This is a genomic window from Methanolobus sp. WCC1, assembly GCF_045690315.1.
Taxonomy (GTDB): Archaea; Halobacteriota; Methanosarcinia; order Methanosarcinales; family Methanosarcinaceae; genus Methanolobus; species Methanolobus tindarius.
In genome coordinates this window covers 1,680,926-1,706,393 of record NZ_CP146979.1, presented here as the reverse complement: position 1 = coordinate 1,706,393, position 25,468 = coordinate 1,680,926, and the positions used below count along the sequence as shown (strand labels likewise).

Genomic DNA, 25,468 nt, shown 5'->3' with positions numbered 1-25,468 from the left:
ATCACCTTTCTGTTACTAAATAATAGGTAACTTTAAAATATATAATATTGTTGAATTTTGGATTACTGCACATTTTATCTGGAATATACGTTGTAAAATAAAAGTGTAATTAATAATGCATGATATTTAATTATATTACTAAATCATTTAATTCCGACTAGATATTTTCTGCAAACAACAACCATTATTTCTTCTCCGTTTTGCTTGTATAGTTTAGAAACAATTCTAACTCAAGTTTTTAGTCAATTTACGGAATAATGAATTTAATGCCGGAATTCCTACTTACTTCCCCTCCCCCAATATTATCAATAACCCAAAATATATATGCTAACCCACCAAAATTATTATCATGAAGACCATAACAAAGCTCAGAATTCTTTATCCGGTATGGACTGTCATAAGCATATTTTCGTTGTTATATGCGCCGACACTTGCAAGCGAATCTACACTCTTTAAAGTTGGTCAGTTAGGTCAGATTGTTGTACAGGTGTTCCAGATAGTGATTGCATTATTGCTGTACAAATTATTCATGGAAACCGATAAGGAACAGTCATCCCTGATAGTCGTATTCGGTTTATTAGGGGTACCTTTCTCAATGATGGCAATAATCATGCCTGAAGCAATGCACTTAGCAGAAGTCTTCTGGGGACTGTGGCTTATACCAATTGGTACACTGGTAATTAAATCAGGAATGTTCCCGAAATGGATTGGATATCTATTATATGTCGGATCCTTAGGGTACCTGGGAGCAACCGTCTCATATTTCCTCATAGGATATGTGCCATCCTTTGTTGATTATTTCACAATGGGTGAGCTTGTCTGGGTAATATGGATAACCTTTGTAGGTGCAAAAGAAGTTCAGAATTGATTTTAAGACAATATATCCGTAATTCGGAAAAAACAGAAAAACTCACTCATTCTTTTTCTGATCTTCAATGGTAAAAGTAAAATTACTGCCCTCTCCCTCTTCACTTTCAAGCCAGACTTTTCCGTTATGCATTTCAACAAACTTTTTTACAAGGGCAAGTCCAAGGCCTGTGCCACCATATCTTCTTTTGCTTGAAGCATCCACCTGTGTAAAAGGACTGAAAATCTCTTCCTGTCTTTCTGCTGAAATTCCAATGCCAGTATCGGTAACAGAAGCCTGTATTCCATTACCTGTCTTTTCTATGCTGACAAAGACCTCACCGTTCTCAGGAGTGAATTTGATAGCATTACTAAGAAGATTGTACAATATCTGCCGGAATTTGACTTTGTCTGCGTGTATATAGACATCATTGATACTGGTATTAAATGTGAGTCTAATGTTCTTTTTATTAGATATTGGATACATGGACTCCAGAGTATCATAAATAAGCTTAGAAACATGGAATTCCTCACATTCTATCATCATTTTACCAGTTTCTATTTTTGACAGGTCAAGAATATCATTTATTATTTCAAGAAGGTTCTTCCCACTTTTATTAATATGTTCCACATATCTACGTTCTTTTTCAGCTGAAGTCACACTCTTCTGTTCTAGTAAGATATCTGAAAAACCTATTATTGCATTAAGAGGAGTGCGAAGTTCATGACTCATATTCGCAAGGAACTGGCTTTTCATATCGTTTGCTTCTTCAGCCAGCATTTTGGCTTCTACTAAAGAGTGCTCTGCTATTTTTTTATCAGTAATATCATTGACAAACATAAGGAATCTATTATCTGTAAGTTTTGCTCCGTCTCTCCTGATCCATATGGCAGTTCCTTCCTTCAGTCTAATTTGCAGTTCAGCGGAAGTATATCCTGTTGTTTTTAGTTCATCCAGACTCTGCCTGGCTCTTGTAAATGATCCCGGTTCAGTGATGTCAATGTAATTCATATGCTTAAGTTCTTCTTCAGCATAACCGGTTAAAATGCAGGCTGCTTTGTTGACATCAAGGTAGTTTCCGTGTTCATCCATGATGAAAATACCGTGTGGTGCACTTTCTACATAGGTTCTGAACTTCCTTTCGCTTTCCCTGAGAGCTTCTTCAGCTTGTTTATGCTCAGTAATATCCTGTAAGGATCCAATTAACCTTACAACTCTTCTATTTTCTATTGTTGGGCGTCCAATAGCCCGTACCCACTTATGATTTCCTTTTACTGTGACTAATTCCAGTTCAAGGTCGTAAGGTATTGCTTTTACAATCGCGTCATTGAATGCTTCTGTAATAATTTTTCTTGAATCTGGTAAGAAATGCTCAACATAATTTTCAATGTTCAAATAAGTACCAAGATCATCTTCATAGATAGAAAAAATTTCAGGTGTAAATTTAGCGGTTCCAGCAATTATATCATAATGCCATCCGCCAATTTTAGCAATATCCCCCACTTCATTGAGAAGAGTTTCTTTATCTTGCAGTTCTATCTCTGCTTTTTTAAGAGTAGTTATGTCCTGAGTTATTCCCAGTATTTTTACAACTTTATCATTTTCAATTACTGGTTTTCCAATTGATCTGATCCATTTATGTGTACCTTTATGAGAAATAATTTCATTCGAAATATCGAATGGCTCTCCTTTTTCGTAGAGTTTGTTGAGATAATTTCGAATTTCATCTCTTGACTTTGGAGGATGAAAACACTTCAATAGGGTTGCAATATTTAATATTTCATCATTATCTAATTCAAAGATCTCTCGGAGCTCAGGTGTCCATTTAACTTCTTTTGTAATAAGATTATTTTCCCATCCACCAATTATTCCTATCTTACCAACTTCACTCAAAAGAGCTTCACTTTCACGTAGTCTTTTTTCAGCAATCTTTTGTTTTGTGATATTTTCAGTAAAGATAAGAACTCCACCAATTGAATCATCGTTTCTCATCCATGGCCAGAGTTCCCACTTAGTCCACATCATACTACCATTTGGTAGCATTATAGCCTCTTCTTCTTTGCGAACATGTTCCCCATTCAGAGCTTTCTGGTGAGCTATTTTAATTTCATCACTCAGGTATGGATATAGTTCATAATGGTGAATCCCTATAATATCCTGGCCAACAGGATTAAAGATCTCTAGCCATTTGTTACTCACAGCCACGTGTCGCAAATTATGGTCTAGCATTAATATCGCTACTGGCGCATGCTCAATGAACAGTTTCAGCTTTCCCTCATTCTCAAGCAATTTTTGTTCATTTTCCCTGTAGGATATAAAAGCTCCAATGCCATCAGCAACCATTTTTATGAGATTGATCTCATTTTCATCCCATTCATGTGTTTTAATAGAATCATCAAATCCTAAAAAGCCCCATAACTTCTGACCGGAAAAAATAGGAATAATTAGTACTGAAAGAATACCATACTCTGAAAGGATTGTTTTCTCCGGATCAACCAGTTTTTCTACCAAAAGTGCAAAGTGTTGTCTGGATTTAAGAACCGGGAGTAATGTAGGTGCAGCTTTATTATAGGGAATCTGTTGCAGATCCGGATTATCTATCTGTGAATCTATACCATCAGAAACTACTTCATATATAAGAGACATACAAAGTTCCTGATCAGGATCAATTTCATTTTTGAAGATGTAGGTTCTGCTATTGTTAGCAACCCTGTGTACTATATCCAGTATCTTGGGTAAGATCTCATCTATACTCCCTGGATTTAGCAGAATTCGCATGCATTGTACTGTAGCATGCTCATACTCAAGCCTTTGTTTAAGTGAAAATTCTGTTTCATCATGAGTTCCATTCTTGTCAGATGGATGTATTTCTGAATCTTCTAGCTCCATTTTTATCAGTTCCCATATCCAACGTTAAAAGTGTACCAAATTAAAAGTGTGCTTTATTATATGTAAAATATATAGTACTCATTATATATAAACAAAACAAATTTGAACAAACGTTTTCTCGGCATTTCAAAATAAATTATATTATCTACCATTTAAGTTCCAACACTCTTAAATACCACTACCTCCAATCCTAAACTAATGCAAAACTCTACCACAACTCACACTTTACGTAATGTATCTGTGTCTTTAGTAGTGGTAGTGCTAAACGCTTGAGCACGATAATCGAAACTTTTCTGGCTCAAGTGCACTGTTTTTTGGTTACTTTACTGATTAGTGTATCCTGCGCCGGGATCGTTTCTTTCACGGAGAATTATAATGGAAGAAATGAATGGAGCAGAAATATTAGTTAAAAGTCTGGAGGACCTCGGGGTCAAACAAATTTTCGGTTACACCGGAGCGGCGATACTGCCGGTTTTCCATGCACTTGAAAAGAGTGACATCGAGATAGTCATTAACTCGAACGAACAGTCAGCAGCTTTCAGTGCAGCTGGTTACTCCCGGTCAGGTAACGAGGTCGGTGTTGCCATAGTCACATCCGGACCTGCGATTACCAACACACTCACAAGTGTCGCCGATGCCTATGGTGACAGCATTCCATTGCTTGTTTTTGCAGGTCAGGTCCCCGGACATAAGATAGGCACCGATTCATTCCAGCATATCAATGTACAGGGCATATTCGGGGAAGCTGCCAAGAAAGTCATGCTTATTTCTGATGGTGATGACCTTGAGTCAATAATCAAAGATGCATATTACTTTGCAAAATCAGGAAAGCCGGGGCCTGTTGTCATAGATATTCCGCTGGATAAACAGCAGAAAATGCATGAGTACCAGGACATGAACGTCATGAGGTTTGAGGAAAGTTATCATGATGACAGGCATCTCTGCGAGGAACAGTGTGAAGAATTCTTCCAGTTATTCCTTAACTCAAAAAGGCCGCTGCTCTATCTTGGAGGAGGTCTCAATTCTGAAGCCGGAAGCCATGCAATCAGGGAGTTTAACAACTACTTCCAGATACCGTCGGTTAACACCCTCATGGCAAAAGGAGTCCTGGATGGTCGGGATGACCTCAATCTCGGAATGCTTGGAATGTTTGGAACACCATACGCCAACATGCTAATACAGGAGAATGATTTCTTCTTTGCAATAGGGGTTCGCTGGGATGACAGGGTTGCAGAGAAAGTTGGTTTTGCAATAGGTACAGACATAGCTTATATCGACATAAATCCTGAGAAAATGCATCAGATAAAGATTGAAAGAGGACCTAAATTCACATTTATCGGAGATGCTGCCACAGCTATCATGGACCTGCTCAACTATGCTAAAAAGCATAACATCACGTTGAACATCTATGAATGGCAGGAACGTGCAAGATTCCTGAAGAGGTCCTGGCCGCTGGATTATAACCGGGAGTCCGAATTTATCCAGTCTGCTGAGGTTATGTCACTTCTGTCAGAATATGTTGATGGCAATACGATGGTTACAACAGGTGTCGGAAATCAGCAGATGCTTGCAGCACAGTATCTTCCAATGCAGAAAGCAAAATCGTTCATGAGTTCTGGGTCCTTTGGAACAATGGGATTCTCCATGCCAACATCCATTGGTGTTCACTATGCTAATCCGCAAGCAAGGGTCATAGCAATAGACGGTGACGGAAGTCTGCGGATGAACCTTGGTGAACTGCATACAATCGCATCACTTGACCTGCCAATCAAGATACTCATGCTCAACAACAGGAGTGATGGAATGGTCCAGAACCTGCAGGATGCAGCTTATGATGGTAAAAGAACAGGAACACAAAGACCAAAGGATGTCCACTTTGCGGAGATTGCAGAGTCTTTCGGGTTTGCTTTTGCTGAAAGGATTGCTGACAGGAAAGATCTGAAAGACGGAATGGAAGCTTTCCTTAACTCAGAAGGACCATGCTTCCTTGAGGTCTGTACAGACAGGGAAGAAGTTCTTTATCCAAAGGTTCCTGCCGGTGGAGCATATAAGGACATGATTCTTGGTCCGTATATTAAGCAGGTTGAAAATGATTCTTAAAAATGTGTATATAGTATATTTGGAACTTTAGAACTGAAATAGAAACAAAAGTGTAATCCATGAAATGAAAATAAAAGGTAAAGAGGAAAGCTGACCCTGACGTTAGCCACCTCTCACTTAATTCGGATCGAAATAAATGTCGTCGAGTTTTTCCAGTAACTCTTTTCCGGCACTTGTAATTGTGTATCTTTTCCATGTGGTTTTTTCAGGATTAAGACACATAATGAAACCTTTTTCGTTGAACTCTTTAAGAGCACGGCTTATGTTCTGTGTCGACCGGTTTGTTTCCTGGGCAATATCAGACGCTTTAAGTATTGGGTGGTTTTTCATTGACTCAAGAACAACAAGGCGTCTATCAACACTAAGTGCCCATGCTATGAGATCCTCATCTGACGTATGATTTTGAGCAGTTTTCTCCATGCTGGGTGCTTCCATCATCTTCAACAAAACAACTCCTCCTTTTTCTGGTTATAAATTTTATCTTGCATTTTTTGAAATGTTCTGGATTCTAGTTGTTTTATTGCATTTTCTGCTTTTTTCATGGTTCAGGTCTCCGGCATCAATAATCTATCATGATTAATGATGGTGTTAGCCATCAGATACCTCATGATTATTCATGCTATTAAACCTTTCCCGAAACTTTTCACAGTCTCTCATAAGTTCTCATATCTTCTCACATTGATTCAACATTTCATTTCTGAAATTTGCTGTTCTGCATTGTTTTGACAGGGCGTTTATTCCTGTCTGAGAGTTAAGGCGGAAGTGCACTTCCGGTCAATGCTATAAAAATTTAGTATTCATTATAATAACTATCAAAAAGAGATTTTAGATATCTATATACATTGAAAAATCTAATGTTTTTTGGGGTATTTTTATGTGGGAGTATCAAAATTTAACATATTTGTATATAGATATTTTTGGAACTAAACAGTTGAAACAAATTAATGCATATTTATTACTTTTACGTTCACTTACATCTATATTATTTGTGTTGCTGTTCCTCTCACCAGCATCAGCATTTTCTGGTGGTGATGGCTCAGAAACAAATCCATATCAGATATCTAATGTCTATGAGTTGCAGGACATGAACCAGAATCTGACTGCACATTATGTACTGATTAATGATATTGATGCAAGCGCTACATCTGAATGGAACGATGGCGCTGGGTTTGAACCGGTTGGGAGTTACAAAACACATCTTCAATTCACAGGTTCTTTGAAAGGAAACAACTACAGTATAAATGATTTATACATCAACAGGTCTTCATCTTTTTATGTAGGATTATTTGGATATACTGGACAGGGTTCTAAAATCAAATATATTGGCCTTACAGAATTTAATGTTACGGGGAATTACTATGTTGGAGGTCTTGCTGGATATAACAATGGTGGCATCATCAGCGATTCACATTCTACTGGAGAAATTACTGGAAGAAATGATGTAGGTGGATTAATTGGTCACAATGATGGCGGTACGATAACCGATTCTTCTTCTTCCGGAGAAATTACCGGATATTTACGTGTTGGTGGAATCGTTGGGTATAATGATAATGGAGTAGTAAGTTGTTCCTATTCAGATGCAAATATTACAGAAGGTTCAGAGGTAGGAGGCCTTATCGGAGTAAACAATCATGGTAGTAGAATTACTTCTTCACATTCTACTGGAAACATTTCTGGATACGATACAGTAGGTGGACTCGTTGGAGGGAATTGTGATAGCGAAGTCATCAATTCCTATTCTACTGGAAATGTCACTGGAGATATGCATATTGGTGGACTCGTTGGAACTAATGGATGGTCCGGGCATGATGGATGCATAATAGATTCTTATTCTACAGGTGATGTTTCCGGAAATGGTCGTATAGGTGGATTGGTTGGAAGGAATTGGTACGGAGAAATAGAAAATTCCTATTCTACAGGTGAAGTTACGGGGTATTATTTTGTCGGTGGACTTCTTGGATATAATGAAGGTGGCACACTAAGCAGAACCAATTCCACTGGAATGGTCATTGGCGATAATCATGTGGGAGGGCTTGTTGGATGGAACTATAATGATGCCATAATAGCGAACTCATATTCTATGGGAGAAGTAATTGGAAACTACTATATCGGCGGGCTTGTTGGCCAGAACTCAGGATCAATTATATCTGATTCTTATTCCAGAGGAAATGTTAGTGCAAATACTAGTGTAGGTGGCCTTGTTGGTTACAATACTGGCAGTGGCACAATAAGCAATTCAGATTCTTCCGGTGACGTTTTAGGAAAGGGAAGGGTAGGTGGCTTAGTTGGATCCAGTAGATATGCTACGATAATAGATTCACATTCTATTGGAAATGTTTTTGGAGTTGACGAGGTGGGTGGACTTGTAGGACATAGTTATCAATCCATTCTTGAAAATACCTATTCCACTGGTGCAGTTTCGGGAAATAATATGGTGGGTGGCCTTGTTGGGTATACTCAATCTTTAGGAGGTTATGAAACATCGATAATAAGTAGTTCATGTTCCTCCGGATATGTCAGTGGAAATGATCAGGTAGGAGGATTTATTGGATCTAATAGCCTGACTACAATAAACAACACATATTCTATTGGAGACGTTATAGGGAACGACCAGGTAGGGGGATTTATAGGATGTAATATGTTCGGTCCAATGACCATAAGCAATTCATATTCTATAGGGGAAGTTTCAGGAAATAGCAGAGCAGGTGGTTTTGTCGGAAGGCATTGGTATAATGCAACGATAAATGATTCTTACTGGAACACTGAAACATCAGGTCAGTCAACAAGTGCAGGTGGGGAAGCTCGAACCATTATTGAAATGAAATATCCTTACATGTCTAATACTTACGTTAACTGGGATTTTGAGAATATATGGTCTATTCATCCTGATATTAATGATGGATACCCATATTTACGTGTATTCATTGATAGAGATATGCCATCAACACCAACAGATCTCTCTTTTAACAAAGGTAATTTCTATGTAAATTGGTCATGGAATTCCGGTGCAAATACAGATTCATTCAATGTCAGTGTAAATGGTATCTGGCATAATGCAACAACATATCATTATTTCAACGACACATCGCTAGATCCACATGGAACATCTTCGATAGTTGTCTATGCTTTCAATAAAAGCAAGAATAAACTATCAAGACCTATTTCATCAAATGTTCAATTAGACAATAATCCTATTACAATAACAGGAATTTATGATATTGAAGTAACTGAAGGAGATATTGTTTCTATATATTCAGATTTTGAAGACCTTGATGGTGATGTGCCATTCTTCAATTGTTCCAGAAAAGATCTTTTCCAGAATTTCAATAATAAAACCGGTGAAGGTTCCTGGCTCACAGGCCATAATGATGCAGGTATCTATGATGTTTTTTTTGAAGTCAGTGATGGACACGGGTCAACAGATTTAAAGTCCATTTGTATTGTTGTCAAAGATGATTCTGAAGAACCAGAGTTTGTTTTTACAATTACAGATAACGTAGATAAAACATCACTTGGTTCTGAACTCGTTTATGAGGTAACATTGAAGAACAAAAGAAGCATGGAACTTACAAATGTTTCAATTCTCAATGATATTCCTTCTGAATTAAATTTTGTATCTGTATCTAATGCTGAATTCAATTTTAGTACCAACAGTGTGACTATGCATGTTGTAAAATTATCTCCAGATGAATCTGTAAGTTTCTTTGTTACAACAAAAGCAGTGGTATGTGGTATTATCACTAATTCTGCTGTAGTAAATTGTGAGCAGCATGAGTCTGCTTATTGTTCAGATATAACTGAGGTTGTAGATGATCAAGAAATACCTGAATTTTCAACAATAACTATCCCAATGTTGGTTATTGTTGGGTTAATGTTGGTAGTTTCAAGGAAGAAGGAATAATATTTTTCTTTTTCCAATTTTATTTTTCTTGCATACTCACGACTGTACATTTATACAAAAAGAAACAATCTTTACTACAGTACAATTTAAACTAAGGTGTGCTTATGAAAAAACAAATAATAATCCTAATTATAACGCTGGCTCTCCTCACTGCAGGATGTGCAGGTATCGGAAGCAGTCCTACAAAGACCGTGGAGAATTTTGCATCAGAATATAGCCAGGAAAACTATGATACCTGTTATGACATGATGTCAACAGCTTACAAAGAAGGGACATCGCTTTCAGATTTTGTAGATATCTGCAAGGATGTAAATCCTGACAAGTATGAGTTTATAGAAGTGACAAATGAATATGTCAACGAGAATACTGCAGTCGTTGATGTTCTTGTAAATGAGTCATCTGTTGCTATCAAATTCTCTCTTGAGAATTTCATTGAAGTTGAACCAGAATACAATGAGGTTACAAAGGAACTTGATCTTGTAAAGCAGGATGATGAATGGAAAATCATAGAGTTCCCATACGCACTGACATGATACATCTATCATTGTCAGTTTTTACCATTGCCATTAAGCAAATATAATCAGGGCACCTAATTAGTAGTGGGGATTAAATGCGTGAGGTAATATTACTGATAACATGTAGTCTTGATGGCTATATTGCAGACGAAGAAGGTAATGTCGACTGGCTGTTGGGTGAAGACGAATATGATTTTGATAGCTTTCTTGCTAAAACAGACACTCTGCTCATGGGACACAAAACCTACAGGCAGGTACTTGGTTTTGGCAAGTGGCCATATGAAGGAAAAGAATGTTACGTTTTTACAACCCGGAGTCCATATCCTGAGGACGAAAAAATAAATGACTGGATTATATTTTCCAACGACCCGGTAGGTGTCACAGAGAATCTTATCCTTGGAACCGGTGGTTTCATATGGGTCGTTGGTGTTTCTTCCATAATATCACCTCTTCTTAACAAAGGACTTATCAGTGAGCTGAGGATTGCAATACAACCAATTATTCTTGGAAAAGGGATCCCTCTTTTCAGAGATATCAGGAAGGACATCAGGCTTGATCTAAAATCATCACAGGAATATGAGTCTGGTATTATAGAACTTGTGTACCATCTGCATAAAAAGTAGATATGATTCTCATTTTTATCATAGAGAAATCAAAAGTTTGTTTCCTAGTATCCACACCATTACTCAATACACTAAGAGTTAATAGTATGGTTGAATACTATATATGTGATAATAGCTAAAGATAATCTATCTCATAACAGAGGGAATGTAAAATGGGAAAAATGATTTACTTCAGTGATGATGAAATTGAATTTTTCAAAGAACTCAGTTTTCGCATAGATCAGGGTGGAGGAATGGCCTGGATTGAAGAACTCGTTCAAAAGGATAAAATAGATATTTATATCAATTTGTGCAAGAAGATTCGCTAGTCTATTTAGTACGGCAAATCTCAAATGTAGAAGTAAAAAATTCACAAAAAAGAAAAACAAATGGGCAAAAGCCCATTTCAAACGTTAACAGTGTCAGTTATTACAGTTTAGAGGTCAGTGGTACTGTTGTAATCTTTGTCTAACCTCTTTTCCCGTATCTGTTAACATATACCTTTTCCAGGTAGTCTTTTCAGGTGTAAGACATTTAATAATGCCTTTATTTTTGAGTTCCTTCAAAGCACGGCTTATGTTTTGAGTTGATCTGTTCGTTTTCTGTGCGACATCAGATGCTTTAATGACCTGATGATTGTCTATAGACTCCATAAGGATGACACGGCGGTCAACACTGAGGATCCAGACAAGTAGTTCCTCTAACGGAGTTGAGCGTGGATTTTCCATTGTTATCTCCTGAGTATGTTTTTTAATCAACTATTACTCTGTGTTCATTGTTTGTTGGTGGTTGTTTCAATGATACTTTTTCTCTCTTAATTCAAAGTTTTAAACTAGCCTGCACATGAGCGAACTCATATTCAGAAGTATATAGTGCAGTGATAATTGTTGAGGGACGGATCAGGTAACCCTCAACAAGCTTTCATCGCACTGATTTCATCAATTATCAGCTTAACAGTCGTGTCCAGTGAACCCTGTACCTTATCCGACAGGTCAAGTGAAATTTCATCGGCCTTCTCAACCTCTATGGCAAAGATCGTAAGCTGGTCTGGCATTTCCTGAACCTGTTCGGCTATGTTAAGCACGTCTGCAAGACTGATATCGTGAACAGACAGACCGTCATTACCGGATTCGGCTCCTTTTACGTCATCGACTGACAACCGATGAACAGAACCGACGTTACCGGCACCCTTGACTGCATCGACTATGATAACATTGCTGGCATCTTCCAGCATGTTTAACATTTCAAGTCCGCAGACACCAGCATCGATAAGTTCAACTTCATCAGGAAGCTCGTCCCTGATCTCGCTTAACTTCTCAATTACATGGATGCCAATTCCGTCATCACCCACAAGGGGATTACCACAACCAAGTATCCGGATCGTAGAATCACCCTCAGGCTTCTGCTTCTGTCTCTGTATTGATGAGCTTTACATAGCTGTGGTCACAGATATCTTCATGTCCACCGATAAAGATCGCTTTGTGGTATTTCCATACCTTTGGATCCATCTCGATGATACCTACGTGGATTATCACTTCTATAATGAAGAAGTAAGCCATTGCAAGGTGAAGTGTACGCATGAAGAATATTGTTCCCATACCAAACAGTGGTGCAACAAAGTCACCTATTGCAAGCAATATTGGGCTTACAGGAATTCCGAAAAATCCCCAGTTGATATTATAGATCACAATACCTGTGAATACAATAACAGCTACTGCCATACCTTCAAACACAAGAAGGAATTTGGTAACAGGGTGGAGTTTTCCAATGTAACCCTTGTTCTTCACATCATATACGGTAAAGGCAGGGTAGTCGCCTTTTCCAATGAAGTTGAGCATAATATGGTACATGTTCTTGAAGTCCTGTGGACCAAGAAGGTACCTGCCTGCAATGTTCATAGCTGAGTGAATAAACTCATTGTGTTCACCTGACTTACATTTCTCACAGTGAGGGACTTCTGTGGTTGCAATGTTGTAAGGGATAAGTACCCAGTTTGCCAGGATGAACACAATGGCAAATATCATATGGATGTAAAGAGCCAGGTGATAGCTCATGAAATCCCAGCCGAGGTAGATCTTAAAACCTGTGAACAACAGGACAAACAGTGAAAGGAGGTGTGCAAAGTGTGCAAACCTCTCAAGGAAGGAATATCTCTCGATATGCCTTTCCCCGTCGTGAAGATTAATTATCCTCTTATCTTCGGGAGTTAGTCTTTGTCTTCTCCTCATTTCCTCCACTCCTTGGATTATACAATTGTGAATGTGCCCTGTTCTTTGCCTTTATTGCTAAGGTCAATTGTGTGAACAGCACATGCGATACATGGGTCAAATGATCTTGCAGTGTGCAGAATTCCTGTTGGGTTGGTGTTGTCAATTCCCATCATATTCTCTGCTGCTGAGATCTTTGTACCGATAAGAGCCTGCTCAAGAGGACCTGCTACACCGTTCTTGTCTCTTGGTGATGCGTTCCATGTGGTTGGAACAACCATCTGGAAGTTTGTTACCATTGAGTCTGAACCGGATTTGATCCAGTGTCCGAGAGCTCCACGAGGTGCTTCCCACAGACCGATACCTTCGGAATCCTTTGCCATTTTCAGGTCAGTGTTCACATAGTATTTTCCGTTTGGATCAAGATCCACGGTCACCCATTTGAGCAACTGTTCTGAGAGTATGAGTGTTTCCTGCATCTTAGCGATCATTCTTGTGAAGCTGTTAGCAGCTGAATAACCGTTGTCCTTGAAGAGGTTCATAAGACCGACTGTAAGTGGCTCTTCCATTGCAAGCATACGGGAAATTGGTCCGACCTCACATGGAATTCCATTGTATCGTGGTGCTTTCATCCATGTGTACTTGCTGTCACTGCCGCCTTCATAACTGATCTCGTCTGCTGTTCTGACAGGTTCTGTAACACCGTCAAATGGATGGAGACCTTCATCAGTTTCGTAGAATGCGTGTGTGGTTTCCTCAGTGATGTACTCATGGTTGAAGGATTTCTTCTCAAGTGAGCTGTTAATGAAAGCAGCCTGCTGGAACCCTGATTTTCCGAATTCTGTTGGGTTGTAACCGTCACCATTCTCAACATCGTAGAATACACCGTATGTCAGGTAACCGACATTCGCATCCTCAGCGTACTGTCCTGTCCTGTCGAATTTGAAAGTTGCAGGAAGTCCGAGTGTTTCTCCGATAAGCTCGGAACCGAATGCTGCAAAGAGTTCAAGGTCTCCCCATCCCTTTGCTTTTGAGAAGTTCTGGGATGCAAGTGAACCGTCCACAACTTCCTGAAGGTGCTCCATAACAAAATTCACAGCTTTCTGTGGGGAGCTTGCTCTGAAAGTGTTGTCAAGCCATGTCTCTGCATCAACACTTAAGGTTGAAGTGTTCACAAAGTCCATGAGGTTAAGATAATAAGAAGTAAGTTTTCCGATGTCAGCAACGGTTGGGAGGTATGTTACACCACCAGCGATGGTTGACATCTGGTGTGGCATTTTTCCACCGATGAGTGCCATTGCTTCTTCGAGATTCTTCTTCTGTTTGATGGCGTTAATGTATCCTGTACCTGGAGTGATAGCTTCTCCGTCCATCTTGTAGCTGATAGGTGCAAAGCGTGAAAGTAACTCTTTCCAGAGTGCAGGGCCTGTGTTGTCTACTGTTGCCAGGATGTCCCTGTAAGCAGGGTTTACTATGTCAGGCATCCACAGTACATAGAAGTGTGTTGCGTGGCTGGTAAGAGTGTTAAGACCCTGGATGATGTTCCTTGTTACAAGTGCGTCTTTTGGTATTGATTCTGCAACACCGAAAAGGTCGTCAAGAGCATTTACTGAAGCCATTGACTGTGCTGTTGGACAGAGACCACAGATTCTCTGGACAAGACGTGCTGCATCCCTTGGATCACGGTTCATCATAATGCGCTCAATACCTCTGAAAAGCATTCCTGAGCTCTGTGCATCTGTAATTACACCATTATCGTCAACTTCAGTTGATACACGGAGGTGTCCTTCGATACGTGTTAATGGATCTACTACTACTTTTGTCATTTTTCATACCTCCTTTACTCTTCCTTGTCCTTGAATACGAATCTGCGCAGTGCGTGTACTCCAACACCTGCTACTGCTGCTGCTGTACCTACCTTTGCTGCTGTGTCAATGGTCACACCGCCCATGAGTGGCTTGTCTTCTCCCATCTCATAGAATGGTGATGTACTGTCAGGGAAACCAGGTTCTGCACATCCGATACATGATGAACCTGCCTGTGTACACATGCTGACACCGTTGTTCCACTTACGGAGTCCACAGTCTGATCTGGTGTATGGTCCTTTACAGCCGACCTTAAGGAGACATCCTTCTCCTGAGAAGTCGTCATCCAGAATGCCTCTGTCATAATAGCCCCTGCGTGGACAGTTGTCGTGCATTGTGTTTGTTTCCGGGAAGAACACTGTTGGACGCTTGTATTTGTCAAGAACTGAATCAAGGTCATTAAGACTGAACTTTCCAAGAATTACTGCTGCAAGTGTGAGAAGTACCCAGTCAGGGTGTGATGGACATCCTGCGATGTTGATGACGGGCTTGTCAATTCCAAGCTCAGTGAGCATTCCCTTGGAGTGGCTTTCCTTTACGAAGTCCACACCTCTGAAATCTGTGAGGTCTGCAATGTCACTGTCTGCTGAATTGATACCACCGAATGCTGCACACATTCCTACAGCCATTATCATACTGGCGTTGCTTGCTGCCTTCTCAAACATATCTTTGAAAGTACGCTCTCCGTACATGCAATATTTACCTGAGCCATCTGGTCCGTTTGCGATTGCGCCTTCTACAACAAGGATGTAGTCTCCTTCCTCAATCGCTTCATCAAGAAGGATCTCTGAGTTAAGTTCTGATGTACCTGCAGGAGCACCATCTACAAAGATTCCCTGGTGAGCCATGATTGTCTCGTGGAATACAAGGTCTACACTGAGCTTGTTGATTGCCTGCATGATGTCAGGGTTTCCTGCATCGAGAAGAGAAGCAGAACATCCGGTACATTCAGCACCGTGAAGCCAGATTACTTTTGTCTTTGAGAGTTCGAGAGCTTTTGTTATCTGGGTGCGGTGTAATCCCAGAAATGTGGACGCTCCGATCGCTCCTACCACCTTGAGGAACGTTCGTCTGTCCATACTTAAGAAGTCCTGTTTTTCTGTTTTTTCCATGGGGCTAAACTCCTATAAATGGATGGATAATTACAATTGTGATTGTTGAACGGAATGTCATGATTGTTCATGCTAATAAAGCTTTTCCACTGTCTCTAATTTTTCATAATATTCTTTAATAATTTCTCACAGCTATTCAGTTTTTAAGTAAGTATCTTTTATATACCACAAGTGCTAATTCAGACTCCATGTGTATTGCAATCCCCGGCAAAGTGACTTCATTGCTGGATGAGTATACTGCCATTGTCGATTTTGGAGGCGTGGAAAGGCAGGTCAAACTTGATCTCCTTGGCGACTGTGATGACGCGCTCCTTGGGCAGTATGTCCTTGTGCATGTTGGCTATGCTATCTCTTTGCTTAGTGAAGAAGAAGGTAAAGAAACCTTAGAGCTCCTTGGAGAGCTTGTTGCAGGAGAATAACAATGTCTGCTGAGTCAGAACTTCTGGAAAAAATACGCACACTCTCTCGTCCCGTTAAGATTATGCACATCTGCGGAACCCATGAGAGAACCATCTCACGCTATGGTTTACGTGACGTTCTGCCAGAAGAGATCGAAGTGCTCAGTGGTCCCGGTTGTCCGGTATGTGTTACTCCTGAAGAAGAAATAGACAGGGCAATCGCTCTGGCAGAAGCAGGTATCATTGTCACCTCATTTGGTGATATGATGCGAGTCCCCGGAAGCAGTGGCAGTCTAATGGATGCCAGGTCAAGGGGATGTGATGTCAGGATGGTATACAGTATTGATGATGCCATTGCCATTGCAGAAAAAGACCCTGAAAGTAAGGTTGTGTTCTTTGCCATTGGTTTTGAAACCACAACACCTACAAATGCAGCAGCGATCCTGCGCAAACCGCCTGAGAATTTCAGCTTGCTGCTAACACACAAACTCACGATTCCTGCAATTGAGGCTTTGATAGATGAGATAGAAGTTGATGCTTTCATTGCTCCCGGACATGTTTGTACTATTATCGGTATTCATCCTTTCGAGCAATTTGCAGAAAAAGGGTTCCCAATAATCGCAGCCGGATTTGAAGCGGATGAGCTGCTTCTTTCTATTCTCATGATACTTGAGCAGTTGAAGGCTGGAGAGTACAAAGTTGAGAATGCATATCCAAGGGCTGTAAAGGATGAAGGAAACGTTCGTGCTCAGGAAATGATGGATAAGGTCTTTAAAGTAACAGACTCTGAATGGCGTGGTCTTGGAACTATCCCGGATTCCGGAATGGTAATGAGGCCTGAATTTTCACAATACAATGCTTCGATTATCTATGCAGACCTTATAGCTGAGAAGATGAAAGACATCTCATACGAAAACTCACTTTCATCACTTTGTCGTTGTGCTGAGATCCTCAAAGGCAAGGAAAAACCGGACAATTGTCCGTTGTTCTCTAAAAAATGCACTCCTTCAAATCCGGTAGGATCGTGTATGGTAAGCCAGGAAGGCATGTGCTACAACTGGTTCCGTTACAGAGGTGTTGACAGTGCATGAGTATTCACTGGCATGTGAGATCATGAATAATGTTCTCTCAATTGCTCAGGAAAACGAGGCAAAGGAAATTAACTCGATTACCGTTGGTGTGGGAAGACTTGCCCACGTGAACCCGGATCAGTTGATGTTCTGCATTGAGTCTTTGTGTGAGGATAATGTCGCAACAGGTGCAGAGATAATCCTCAATGAGATCTATCCTGAAATGCAGTGCCATTGTGGTTATTCAGGCGAAGGTAAACAGTTCTGTATTGTGGGTGATGAGGTTATAGATGATATCAGGGCTTTTCTTGAAGTTCCATGTCCCGAATGCGGAAAAATGATGCATGCATCAGGTGGCAGGGAGCTTATTATCGAAAGTATCGATATCGAACAGTAGATTGACAAAAAACGAACAATTTGGAGACCTTTATTATGTTAATGCATGTGATCAATGTGGGCCATGATGTTCTTAAGGCAAACGATAAGCTTGCAGCCAAGAACCAGAAGCTTCTCGACAAGAATGGTGTTCTGGCAATTAATTTCATGGGAGCCATAGGTTCCGGAAAAACCACACTCATTGAAAAGACGGTTGAGAATCTTGGTGATAAATATCGTCTTGCTGTTATTGCAGGTGATGTGATAGCTGACATGGATGCCGGAAGAATAGCAAAGCTTGGTGTTACTACAATTCCTGTGAACACCGGAAGGGAATGTCACCTTGATGCAAAACTTGTTGAAAAGGCATTGAAATCCATTGACCTCAAGAATATTGACATTCTGCTAATGGAGAATGTTGGAAATCTTATCTGTCCTGCAGATTACAAACTCGGAGAACACCTGCGTGTTGTGGTTGTAAGTGTTACCGAGGGCGATGATATTGTCCTGAAACATCCGGTGATATTCAAGAGCACCGATATTGCAATCATCCATAAGAAAGACCTTGCAGAAGCTGTATTTGCCAGCGCTGAGAAGATGGAAGAGGATGTCAGACATCTCAATTCTGAAATTCCGGTTCTTAAAACTTCAATACACGATGCGCAGAGCATGGAAAAGTGGTTCTCAACCATTTCGTCCATGGCAGACAAACTAATAGAAGAAAAATAAGGACAATAAGGATTGATATTCATGTCCCAAAAAAACAGAATTAGCATGGAACATGGTGCTGGTGGAGAGTTCATGCAGGAACTCATTGGCGGAATAATCCTTCAGAACATCTCCAGACGTTCAGCCGGAACAGTTGGTCTTGATGACCTTGATGACGGTTCAACAATCTCAATACCTGAAGGAATGGGAGATGACTATGAGATCGTTATGACAACCGACAGTCATGTTGTTGACCCTCTATTCTTCCCCGGCGGAGATATTGGCAGACTTGCTGTATGTGGAACTGTAAATGACCTTTCTGTTATGGGTGCAAAGCCGCTGGCTTTGACATGTGCAATTATTGTTCCTGAAGGTTTTGAACTCTCTGAATTTGAAGAGGTCATCAAGTCTATGAACCGTGCAGCAGAAGAAGCTGAGGTTGCCATCATAACCGGGGATACCAAGACAATCCAGGGCAACAAGCTGGATTCTATGATAATCAACACAACAGGTGTTGGAGTCACTCCTAAAGTTGTCAGGGATAACGGCCTCTCTCCTGATGATGTAATCATTGTCACAGGAAATCTTGGTGACCACGGCATAGCTTTACTCTCCCACAGGGAAGGATTTGATTTTGAAACAAAGCTTGTTTCTGATGTCGCTCCAGTTAACGGACTTCTTAAAGCTCCACTAGAACTGAGAACTGAAGACGACCAGCCGGTTATCTGTGCCATGAAAGACCCTACACGTGGAGGTCTGGCCTCAAGCATCAATGAGATGGCTCAGAAAAGCGGTGTAGGTATTATCCTTGAAGAAAGCGATATTCCAATTGATATGGTCGTGAGCACGGCCTGTGAGATGCTCGGATTGAATCCTCTTGAGATAGCCAATGAAGGAAAGGCTGTGATAGGAGTTCGTCCCGAATACGCAGAGCAGGTTCTTGAGCTTTTGAAGTCTCACAAATATGGCCAGAATGCCAGAATAGTTGGTAAGGCTGTCAGCGAGCACAAGGGCAAGGTTCTGCTCAGGACGTCCATTGGAAGCCTGCGTCAGCTTGGAATGCCTGTTGGCGATCCTATTCCAAGAGTCTGCTGAAAGCAGGCTCTAATTGTTTTTTGTATTATTTTGTCTGTAGAAAGCGTCAGAAAAACTTCAATATCTCTTTTCAAGAATTTTATATATATATATATATTTGATTTTTCGTTTTTTTTATCTGATGAAATGTGTAATTGGTGGTATTTTAAAATATTAGGAAACTACCAAAATATAGATTTTTAGATGGGATCAAAACGATAAATTTAAGCTTTGGTAATAATATCTTAATAGTTAGGTGGAAATATGGATAAAGAACCAATTGCAGTTGATGATGCTTATGAAATTAGAGATAATCAGTTTTGGTATAATAATTGCAAATTTCGTAGTCTGATAGAGGGTAAAAATAGCATTGAAGTCAAAATTATCCCTAAACTCGACATTAAAGACATAGGTGAATTTAAAGAGTTTGATAAAGTTAGAGATTTATCCCGGACTCCTCAGACATTCTATCATTCTAATAAAGGAAAAGATGGACGTATAACACTTTCTTACACAATTCCATATGAGCTACAAGAGGTGTGGAATTATCTTAATCATCATATAGCTAGAGTAGAATTAAGGAATGTACAATAAGTTATTTTTTTGTTCTGTGGGAAAATACCGGCTTCGCCGTGCCCTTCTCATTTTGCAGATTCAAAAAAAGGAGTATGTGAAACTCGTTATGAGTATAAGTGAATAAATATGAGAAACGGTTTAAAACAAAAGATAAGTGAGTAAGAACAGGTGTTAAACTCACTTTTTCAGCATGGTATTGATCTCGGCGAGGATCTCATCATCACTCTTGCCGTTTGTGTCAATGCCAAGGTTTGAAGCTACCTGTTTAACATCAGCTTCACTTTTTGTTTCTTCTGCTGGTGTTGTGTTAACCTGGTTCTTAAGGGAACGTTCAAATTCCTTTACTGAAACTTCGGACTCTTTCTGTGCCTTCTTGAACTCACCCATGGATGTTCCCATGGAACGTGCAAGTTCCGGTAATTTGGCAGCTCCAAAGAGCAAAAAGATTACTCCAAAGATCAGTAAAAGTTCAGTAGGGCCTAATCCGCCTATCATTAACTATCACTACTCCGTTTTTATGCGTTTTTGGTATACTTTTGCAGTATACATTTTTAGTATACATTACTAGTATATAATTTATACCGTATGCTAGTACTTTAATATCATTTGGCCTTTGCGGCTTCTTCCATAAGGGAAAGAAGTTCTTCTGTGCTTTTTCCCTGCACATCTATTCCTGCTGATTCTGCAATTTGTCTGATCTTGGTATCCATTTCAGTCGGTTCAGGTTCTTCAGGAGCCTTAGCCGGACTCATATCAAGGTCAGATAATCCAAGTTCAGCTGATAGTTGTGCTTTCTGGAAGTCACCCCATGCTTTTCCTGCAGCCCGCGCAAGTTCTGGAATCTTGTCCGGACCAAAGATAAGCAACGCAGCGACCAAAATTACAACTATCTCGAGCGAACCTATCATGATATCAATAGACCTTAATTCCTTTCTGGAATATATAGTTTATTTGTTCGTCTACTTTGAAACAAGTAATCCTATCTCAAATAACACTACCAGAAGAACTGCACAGACAAGCTGAGCAATGAAAGTGGGGTCTGGTGTAATAAATAATGAGAGTGTCAGAAGTGATGCATACACAAGAAGTCTCATTTTCCGGAGTGTCTGACGCCTGATTATCTGCATTCTGGTTGCAAAGAACATCAAAACAGGTATCTGGAATACAAGTCCTGTACCCGCTATGAGTGTTACTGCAACAGACACTGTCTGCTTTACAGATATCTGATTCTCAGCTACAGTGTCAGATGAAAGGATTATATAATTGAACATAAGCGGCAAAATAAACACAAGTGCAATTGCAGCTCCGGCAATGAAAAACAGGAATGATATCGGGACTACACTTTTTATGAACTTCCTCTCATTTGGATACAATCCCCTTGATGCAAATCTGAAAAGCTCATAAAATGTGAACGGGAACGTAAATGCTAATGCTATCAGTAATGCAATCTTAATCCTGGCAAACATCCATTCAAATGGGGTATAGATATTCATACCAACCTGCTCACCCAGGAACATGCTCCATGCATGGGTTAGCAGATACTCTGTGAATGGATAAGCAATTAGAACACAAAGGATCATTGCACCAACTATGATGGCTAATCGGTTGCGCAGCTCCTTCAGATGGTATCTGACATGTTCACTATAATCTCCTGCAACTCCTATAGTTGCTGAATTTATGGTTTCGGTTTTTTGTTTTTCGTTTTTGTTTTGTTCGTCATCCATAAAATCATAATAGGTTTGGGATATATAGGATAAAAACATTGTACCCGAAAAAACGTAAAGGTGATATTTTGAATTCATTTATGGAAGATATCAGTGTAGTCATAGTTTCACTCAGAAAGAAACTGGCACTGCTGTTCTCAGTTTTCTTTGTTCTTTTCATGATATCTTTCCAGTTTGCAGGTCTAATTATAAGCACCATCAAGGACGACCTCCTGCCGGAAGGAGCAAAGCTTGTCTATGTCTCTCCTCTGGAAATCATGATGCTTAAGATGAAAATAGCATTATTTGTAGGATTGTTCTGTCTGCTTCCATTTTTGATTTTCTTTGCAGTCAGGGCTCTTATGAAAAGGAAACTTGTTACAATCAAAATAAGGAAAGGTCCTGTTGTAATTGTCTCATTCTTTGCTATTCTTTCATTCCTTGCAGGTGCCTCGTATGCATATTTCATTATGCTGCCACTTTTTATCGATTATCTCTACCTGAACGCTGCAGCTTCAGGTGTGATGGCCACTTATTCAATCTTCAGTTTCATATCATTTGCAGTACAGGCTACTCTGATATTTGGTCTTGTCTTTGAGACTCCACTTGTATTGACATTGCTGACACGTTATGATATAGTCCAGTATCAAACCCTTGTAACATACCGAAAACACATCTATGTAGTCTGTCTGATAGTAGGTGCGGTAATCACTCCTCCTGATATCATCAGTCAGATGATGGTAGGTGTGCCTCTGGTGGTTTTCTTCGAGTTAAGTCTTATAATCGTGAGAATCATGGGCGCAGGAAAAGGAAAAAAGAAATAAGTTAGATAGCCACGTGGCTACTCTAAAATGTCATATTATTTTCTTTATCCTCACATTTTACTCTTCACTTTTCAGGCTTGCCACAATTGCCTGTCCCAGTGATATGCCAGCATCTCCACATGGGACTTTTGAGTGAGAAATGAACTTCAGGTCGTTCTCTTTAATTATGTCGCGTATACGATAGCTTATGTGCTCATTATATGCAACACCGCCTGTAAGTCCAACAACATCAATACCAGTTCTTTTTGCCGCCCTTACAGCCATCTCAGAAACTCCACGGGCAAATGCATCTTCATACGCCCATGCAAGTTCAGGTATGGAATACTCATTTTCATTGAGTTTATTGTAAAGCTCAAAAAGCAGCATTCCTGTATCAAACACATTGTCTTTGATAGTAACCGAAAGTTCCAGTGACTTTTCAGTTGCTTTTCTTGCATAAGATTCCAGCTTCATGGCAGGTTCGCCCTGATAACTACGGTATTTACATATTCCAAGGAGTGCTGCCGCTGCATCAAGTACTCTTCCCGAGCTACTGGACATTACAACATTAATGTTCTTTTCCAATTGCTCTCTTACCATTTTAAGTTCCATTTTGCCATGTTTAAGCTCAAACGGTAAGGCAAATAGCTCATCATCGTCAACTAGGCCCCCTAGCATTGAAATAACCATTCTTTCAGGATAATAGGAACAGAAGTCTCCTCCTGGCATAGCATGAGCTTTCAGGTGTCCCTGTCTGCTGTGTTCCGTATAGTTTGCCTGTAATATCTCTCCGCCCCATACAGTTCCATCAGAACCATATCCGACGCCATCAAGGGCAATTCCTATTATCTCAGAATCCCGGTCAAGTTTTGCATCTGCCATGAGGGCTACGAGGTGAGCATGATGGTGCTGCACCGGTACAACATTGTTCCCACCGGTCTCCATTGCAAATTTGGTGGTATTGAAGTGTGGGTGCATGTCACATCCCCAGCTTTCAGGTTCTATGGATGTGAGCTTTGAGAACCGGTTGAAAACTTCCGCATGGTACATGGCAGTCTCATAATGGTTGGTATTTCCAATATGAGGGGAAATATATGCTTTGTTACCTGAAGCAAATATCAAGGTGTTACTAAGTTCTGCGCCAACACCAACAGATGGTCTTATCTCAAAAGGCAGTTCGATGGGTTCAGGAACATATCCACGGGAGCGACGGATGAATACATGATTGTCCTTAAAAGTCCTGATTACTGAGTCATCGATACGATTCTCAATTTTCAGGTTGTGAAGTAGATAATTGTCAGCTATGTGTCCAAGTTCGTGAATAGCCACCTCATCCTCGATGACCATAGGTAATCCAGGAACATTGGCTGATGTCATGATATAAGCATTACTTGATGTGTTTTTGAAGAGCATGTGGTGAATACCTGAATATGGTAGCATCACTCCAACATTATGTAGTTGAGGTGCAATCTCTTCAAGATCATAATCTAAATCTGAATACTTATTTGAATCCTCATTTTTATCAAGTATAAGAACAGGTCTTTTGCTGCTCAGGAGATGTTTTTCTTCGTCGTCATTTATGTGAACTATCTGCCTTGCAGCTTGAATGTCTTTTGCCATAATTGCAAATGGCTGCTGTGGTCTTCCAATTCTGCTTCTCAGCAGTTTTACGGCTTCAGTCTGGAATGCATCACATGAAAGGTGAAATCCACCATATCCTTTGATTGCGAGAATCCTCCCTTCATTGATGGCTTTTGAACAATCGCTAATAGCTTCTTTTCCTTTTGAAATGGAGTTACCTGCGTTATCTGTAAATGTGAGTTCTGGTCCGCAGTCCTGGCAACATATTGTCTGGGCGTGAAAACGGCGGTCAGCAGGTGATGTGTATTCATCATCACATACTGCACACGGTTTGTAATCGAACATGGATGTGCTCTGCCTGTCATACGGCAATGTCCTTGTAAGCGTATATCTGGGGCCGCATTCAGTGCATGAGATAAATGGATACTCGTGGCGTCTGTTTTCAGGATCACCAAGTTCCTGTGTACAGTTCTTGCAGATTCCAATATCCGGAACAAGTATTGAGTTGGGTGTCTTCTCTGTGCTGCTTTTGACAATGGTAAAGTCATTATGGCCTTCAATAGCGATATCTTTTGATTTTATAGAATATATCTGGCTTACTGGAGGATTTTCTGTTTCCAAGTCTAAAAGGAATGAGTCTATATTGCCGCAACTACCTTCAGCTATAATCTCAACTCTTCCTCCGTTATTTTTTACAGAGCCGGAAATACTGTGATTTTTCGCTATGCGGTACACAAATGGCCGAAAACCTACTCCCTGTACGATTCCTTCAACTATAATAAGTCTGGAAACTTTTGACATTGTTTTTTTGTACTCCAATATTCGCCTATGTACGAACAGTTCGTATTTCAGCTTACTTTAAAATAGTTCTATAATCTGAGATTATTAAAAACTAATCTCTCAATTTCTGTATTTTTTAATATAATAATTTATATCTTAAAAAATAGTTATTCATAGCATCAATTGGGTAAAATTGGCTTTTTTTTCTTTAAAAACCAAGCATCTTAAGCATTCTTAAAAGTTTAATATACTATTTATCATATGTTTATTATATATTCAGTTCATAATTTCAAATATGTTCTCATTGCTTTTTATAATTTAAATGCAAAATTTTAGTTCAAACTAAAACAGACTTTTTATTA

At 39.9% G+C, this 25,468-nt stretch carries 24 protein-coding genes; 13 read left to right on the top strand and 11 right to left on the bottom strand.

Annotated features, from left to right (window positions below):
- Window positions 1-349 precede the first annotated feature (349 nt).
- Window positions 350-868, top strand: coding sequence for a DUF4386 domain-containing protein (locus V7O61_RS08135; protein WP_407282196.1), 519 nt, complete (start codon window positions 350-352; stop codon window positions 866-868).
- Between the two features lie 42 nt (window positions 869-910).
- Here the strand turns inward: V7O61_RS08135 and V7O61_RS08130 are convergent, their stop codons facing one another.
- Window positions 911-3,736 (bottom strand): PAS domain S-box protein, encoded by a 2,826-nt coding sequence (locus V7O61_RS08130; RefSeq protein ID WP_407282197.1) that lies wholly within the window; start codon window positions 3,734-3,736, stop codon window positions 911-913.
- 375 nt (window positions 3,737-4,111) lie between these two features.
- On the opposite strand from V7O61_RS08130, the gene V7O61_RS08125 reads away from it, so the two are divergent.
- On the top strand, window positions 4,112-5,836 hold the full coding sequence (locus tag V7O61_RS08125) for a thiamine pyrophosphate-binding protein (RefSeq protein WP_407282198.1): 1,725 nt from the start codon (window positions 4,112-4,114) through the stop codon (window positions 5,834-5,836).
- 117 nt (window positions 5,837-5,953) lie between these two features.
- On the opposite strand, the gene V7O61_RS08120 is transcribed toward V7O61_RS08125, so the two are convergent.
- Window positions 5,954-6,274, bottom strand: coding sequence for a sugar-specific transcriptional regulator TrmB (locus V7O61_RS08120; RefSeq protein ID WP_407283413.1), 321 nt, complete (start codon window positions 6,272-6,274; stop codon window positions 5,954-5,956).
- Between the two features lie 493 nt (window positions 6,275-6,767).
- On the opposite strand from V7O61_RS08120, the gene V7O61_RS08115 reads away from it, so the two are divergent.
- The 4 genes from V7O61_RS08115 to V7O61_RS08100 all read left to right on the top strand — a co-directional run bounded on the left by V7O61_RS08115 (window position 6,768) and on the right by V7O61_RS08100 (window position 11,183).
- On the top strand, window positions 6,768-9,737 hold the full coding sequence (locus tag V7O61_RS08115) for a GLUG motif-containing protein (protein WP_407282199.1): 2,970 nt from the start codon (window positions 6,768-6,770) through the stop codon (window positions 9,735-9,737).
- Window positions 9,738-9,841: 104 nt separating this feature from the next.
- Window positions 9,842-10,270, top strand: coding sequence for an NTF2-like N-terminal transpeptidase domain-containing protein (locus V7O61_RS08110; RefSeq protein ID WP_407282200.1), 429 nt, complete (start codon window positions 9,842-9,844; stop codon window positions 10,268-10,270).
- A gap of 77 nt (window positions 10,271-10,347) precedes the next feature.
- The gene (locus tag V7O61_RS08105; protein WP_407282201.1) at window positions 10,348-10,875 is read left to right on the top strand and encodes a dihydrofolate reductase family protein; all 528 of its coding nucleotides are present in this window, start codon (window positions 10,348-10,350) and stop codon (window positions 10,873-10,875) included.
- Between the two features lie 152 nt (window positions 10,876-11,027).
- Window positions 11,028-11,183: a hypothetical protein gene (locus V7O61_RS08100; protein WP_407282202.1), complete on the top strand. Its 156-nt coding sequence runs from the start codon at window positions 11,028-11,030 to the stop codon at window positions 11,181-11,183.
- 114 nt (window positions 11,184-11,297) lie between these two features.
- On the opposite strand, the gene V7O61_RS08095 is transcribed toward V7O61_RS08100, so the two are convergent.
- The 5 genes from V7O61_RS08095 to V7O61_RS08075 form a co-directional block, all read right to left on the bottom strand.
- Window positions 11,298-11,582, bottom strand: coding sequence for a helix-turn-helix domain-containing protein (locus V7O61_RS08095; protein ID WP_023846633.1), 285 nt, complete (start codon window positions 11,580-11,582; stop codon window positions 11,298-11,300).
- A 182-nt stretch (window positions 11,583-11,764) separates the two neighbouring features.
- The gene (locus tag V7O61_RS08090; RefSeq protein WP_407282203.1) at window positions 11,765-12,205 is read right to left on the bottom strand and encodes a hydrogenase maturation protease; all 441 of its coding nucleotides are present in this window, start codon (window positions 12,203-12,205) and stop codon (window positions 11,765-11,767) included.
- A 43-nt stretch (window positions 12,206-12,248) separates the two neighbouring features.
- On the bottom strand, window positions 12,249-13,082 hold the full coding sequence (locus V7O61_RS08085) for a cytochrome B (protein WP_407282204.1): 834 nt from the start codon (window positions 13,080-13,082) through the stop codon (window positions 12,249-12,251).
- Window positions 13,083-13,099: 17 nt separating this feature from the next.
- On the bottom strand, window positions 13,100-14,887 hold the full coding sequence (locus V7O61_RS08080; RefSeq protein ID WP_407282205.1) for a nickel-dependent hydrogenase large subunit: 1,788 nt from the start codon (window positions 14,885-14,887) through the stop codon (window positions 13,100-13,102).
- 14 nt (window positions 14,888-14,901) lie between these two features.
- Entirely contained in the window at window positions 14,902-16,038 is a 1,137-nt protein-coding gene (locus V7O61_RS08075) for a hydrogenase small subunit (protein ID WP_023846629.1), read from the bottom strand.
- A 188-nt stretch (window positions 16,039-16,226) separates the two neighbouring features.
- Here V7O61_RS08075 and V7O61_RS08070 point away from each other — a divergent pair, with 188 nt between their 5' ends.
- The 6 genes from V7O61_RS08070 to V7O61_RS08045 all read left to right on the top strand — a co-directional run bounded on the left by V7O61_RS08070 (window position 16,227) and on the right by V7O61_RS08045 (window position 20,257).
- Window positions 16,227-16,457 carry a HypC/HybG/HupF family hydrogenase formation chaperone gene (locus tag V7O61_RS08070; protein ID WP_321498395.1) on the top strand — a complete coding sequence of 77 codons (231 nt, stop codon included), beginning with the start codon at window positions 16,227-16,229 and terminating at the stop codon, window positions 16,455-16,457.
- 2 nt (window positions 16,458-16,459) lie between these two features.
- Window positions 16,460-17,527, top strand: a complete 1,068-nt coding sequence (gene hypD, locus V7O61_RS08065; RefSeq protein ID WP_407282206.1) for a hydrogenase formation protein HypD — start codon at window positions 16,460-16,462, stop codon at window positions 17,525-17,527.
- Complete coding sequence (locus tag V7O61_RS08060) at window positions 17,520-17,903, top strand: hydrogenase/urease maturation nickel metallochaperone HypA (RefSeq protein ID WP_407282207.1); 384 nt, start codon at window positions 17,520-17,522, stop codon at window positions 17,901-17,903. Before hypD ends, V7O61_RS08060 begins: the two co-directional genes overlap by 8 nt.
- Before the next feature lie 35 nt (window positions 17,904-17,938).
- Entirely contained in the window at window positions 17,939-18,610 is a 672-nt protein-coding gene (gene hypB, locus V7O61_RS08055) for a hydrogenase nickel incorporation protein HypB (protein ID WP_407282208.1), read from the top strand.
- Window positions 18,611-18,655: 45 nt separating this feature from the next.
- The gene (gene hypE / locus V7O61_RS08050) at window positions 18,656-19,684 is read left to right on the top strand and encodes a hydrogenase expression/formation protein HypE (RefSeq protein WP_407347372.1); all 1,029 of its coding nucleotides are present in this window, start codon (window positions 18,656-18,658) and stop codon (window positions 19,682-19,684) included.
- A gap of 243 nt (window positions 19,685-19,927) precedes the next feature.
- Window positions 19,928-20,257: a hypothetical protein gene (locus tag V7O61_RS08045; RefSeq protein WP_407282210.1), complete on the top strand. Its 330-nt coding sequence runs from the start codon at window positions 19,928-19,930 to the stop codon at window positions 20,255-20,257.
- Between the two features lie 159 nt (window positions 20,258-20,416).
- Here V7O61_RS08045 and V7O61_RS08040 read toward each other — a convergent pair whose 3' ends face one another.
- From V7O61_RS08040 to tatC, 3 genes are all read right to left on the bottom strand, one after another.
- On the bottom strand, window positions 20,417-20,734 hold the full coding sequence (locus V7O61_RS08040) for a twin-arginine translocase TatA/TatE family subunit (protein WP_407282211.1): 318 nt from the start codon (window positions 20,732-20,734) through the stop codon (window positions 20,417-20,419).
- Between the two features lie 107 nt (window positions 20,735-20,841).
- Window positions 20,842-21,147: a twin-arginine translocase TatA/TatE family subunit gene (locus V7O61_RS08035; protein WP_407282212.1), complete on the bottom strand. Its 306-nt coding sequence runs from the start codon at window positions 21,145-21,147 to the stop codon at window positions 20,842-20,844.
- Between the two features lie 51 nt (window positions 21,148-21,198).
- Window positions 21,199-21,963: a twin-arginine translocase subunit TatC gene (gene tatC, locus V7O61_RS08030; RefSeq protein ID WP_407282213.1), complete on the bottom strand. Its 765-nt coding sequence runs from the start codon at window positions 21,961-21,963 to the stop codon at window positions 21,199-21,201.
- A gap of 68 nt (window positions 21,964-22,031) precedes the next feature.
- Between tatC and V7O61_RS08025 the strand changes: the two genes are divergently transcribed.
- The gene (locus V7O61_RS08025; RefSeq protein ID WP_407282214.1) at window positions 22,032-22,766 is read left to right on the top strand and encodes a twin-arginine translocase subunit TatC; all 735 of its coding nucleotides are present in this window, start codon (window positions 22,032-22,034) and stop codon (window positions 22,764-22,766) included.
- 57 nt (window positions 22,767-22,823) lie between these two features.
- Here V7O61_RS08025 and hypF read toward each other — a convergent pair whose 3' ends face one another.
- A complete protein-coding gene (gene hypF / locus V7O61_RS08020) occupies window positions 22,824-25,127 on the bottom strand; it encodes a carbamoyltransferase HypF (RefSeq protein WP_407282215.1) in 2,304 nt (767 codons plus the stop codon).
- Between the last annotated feature and the right edge of the window lie 341 nt (window positions 25,128-25,468).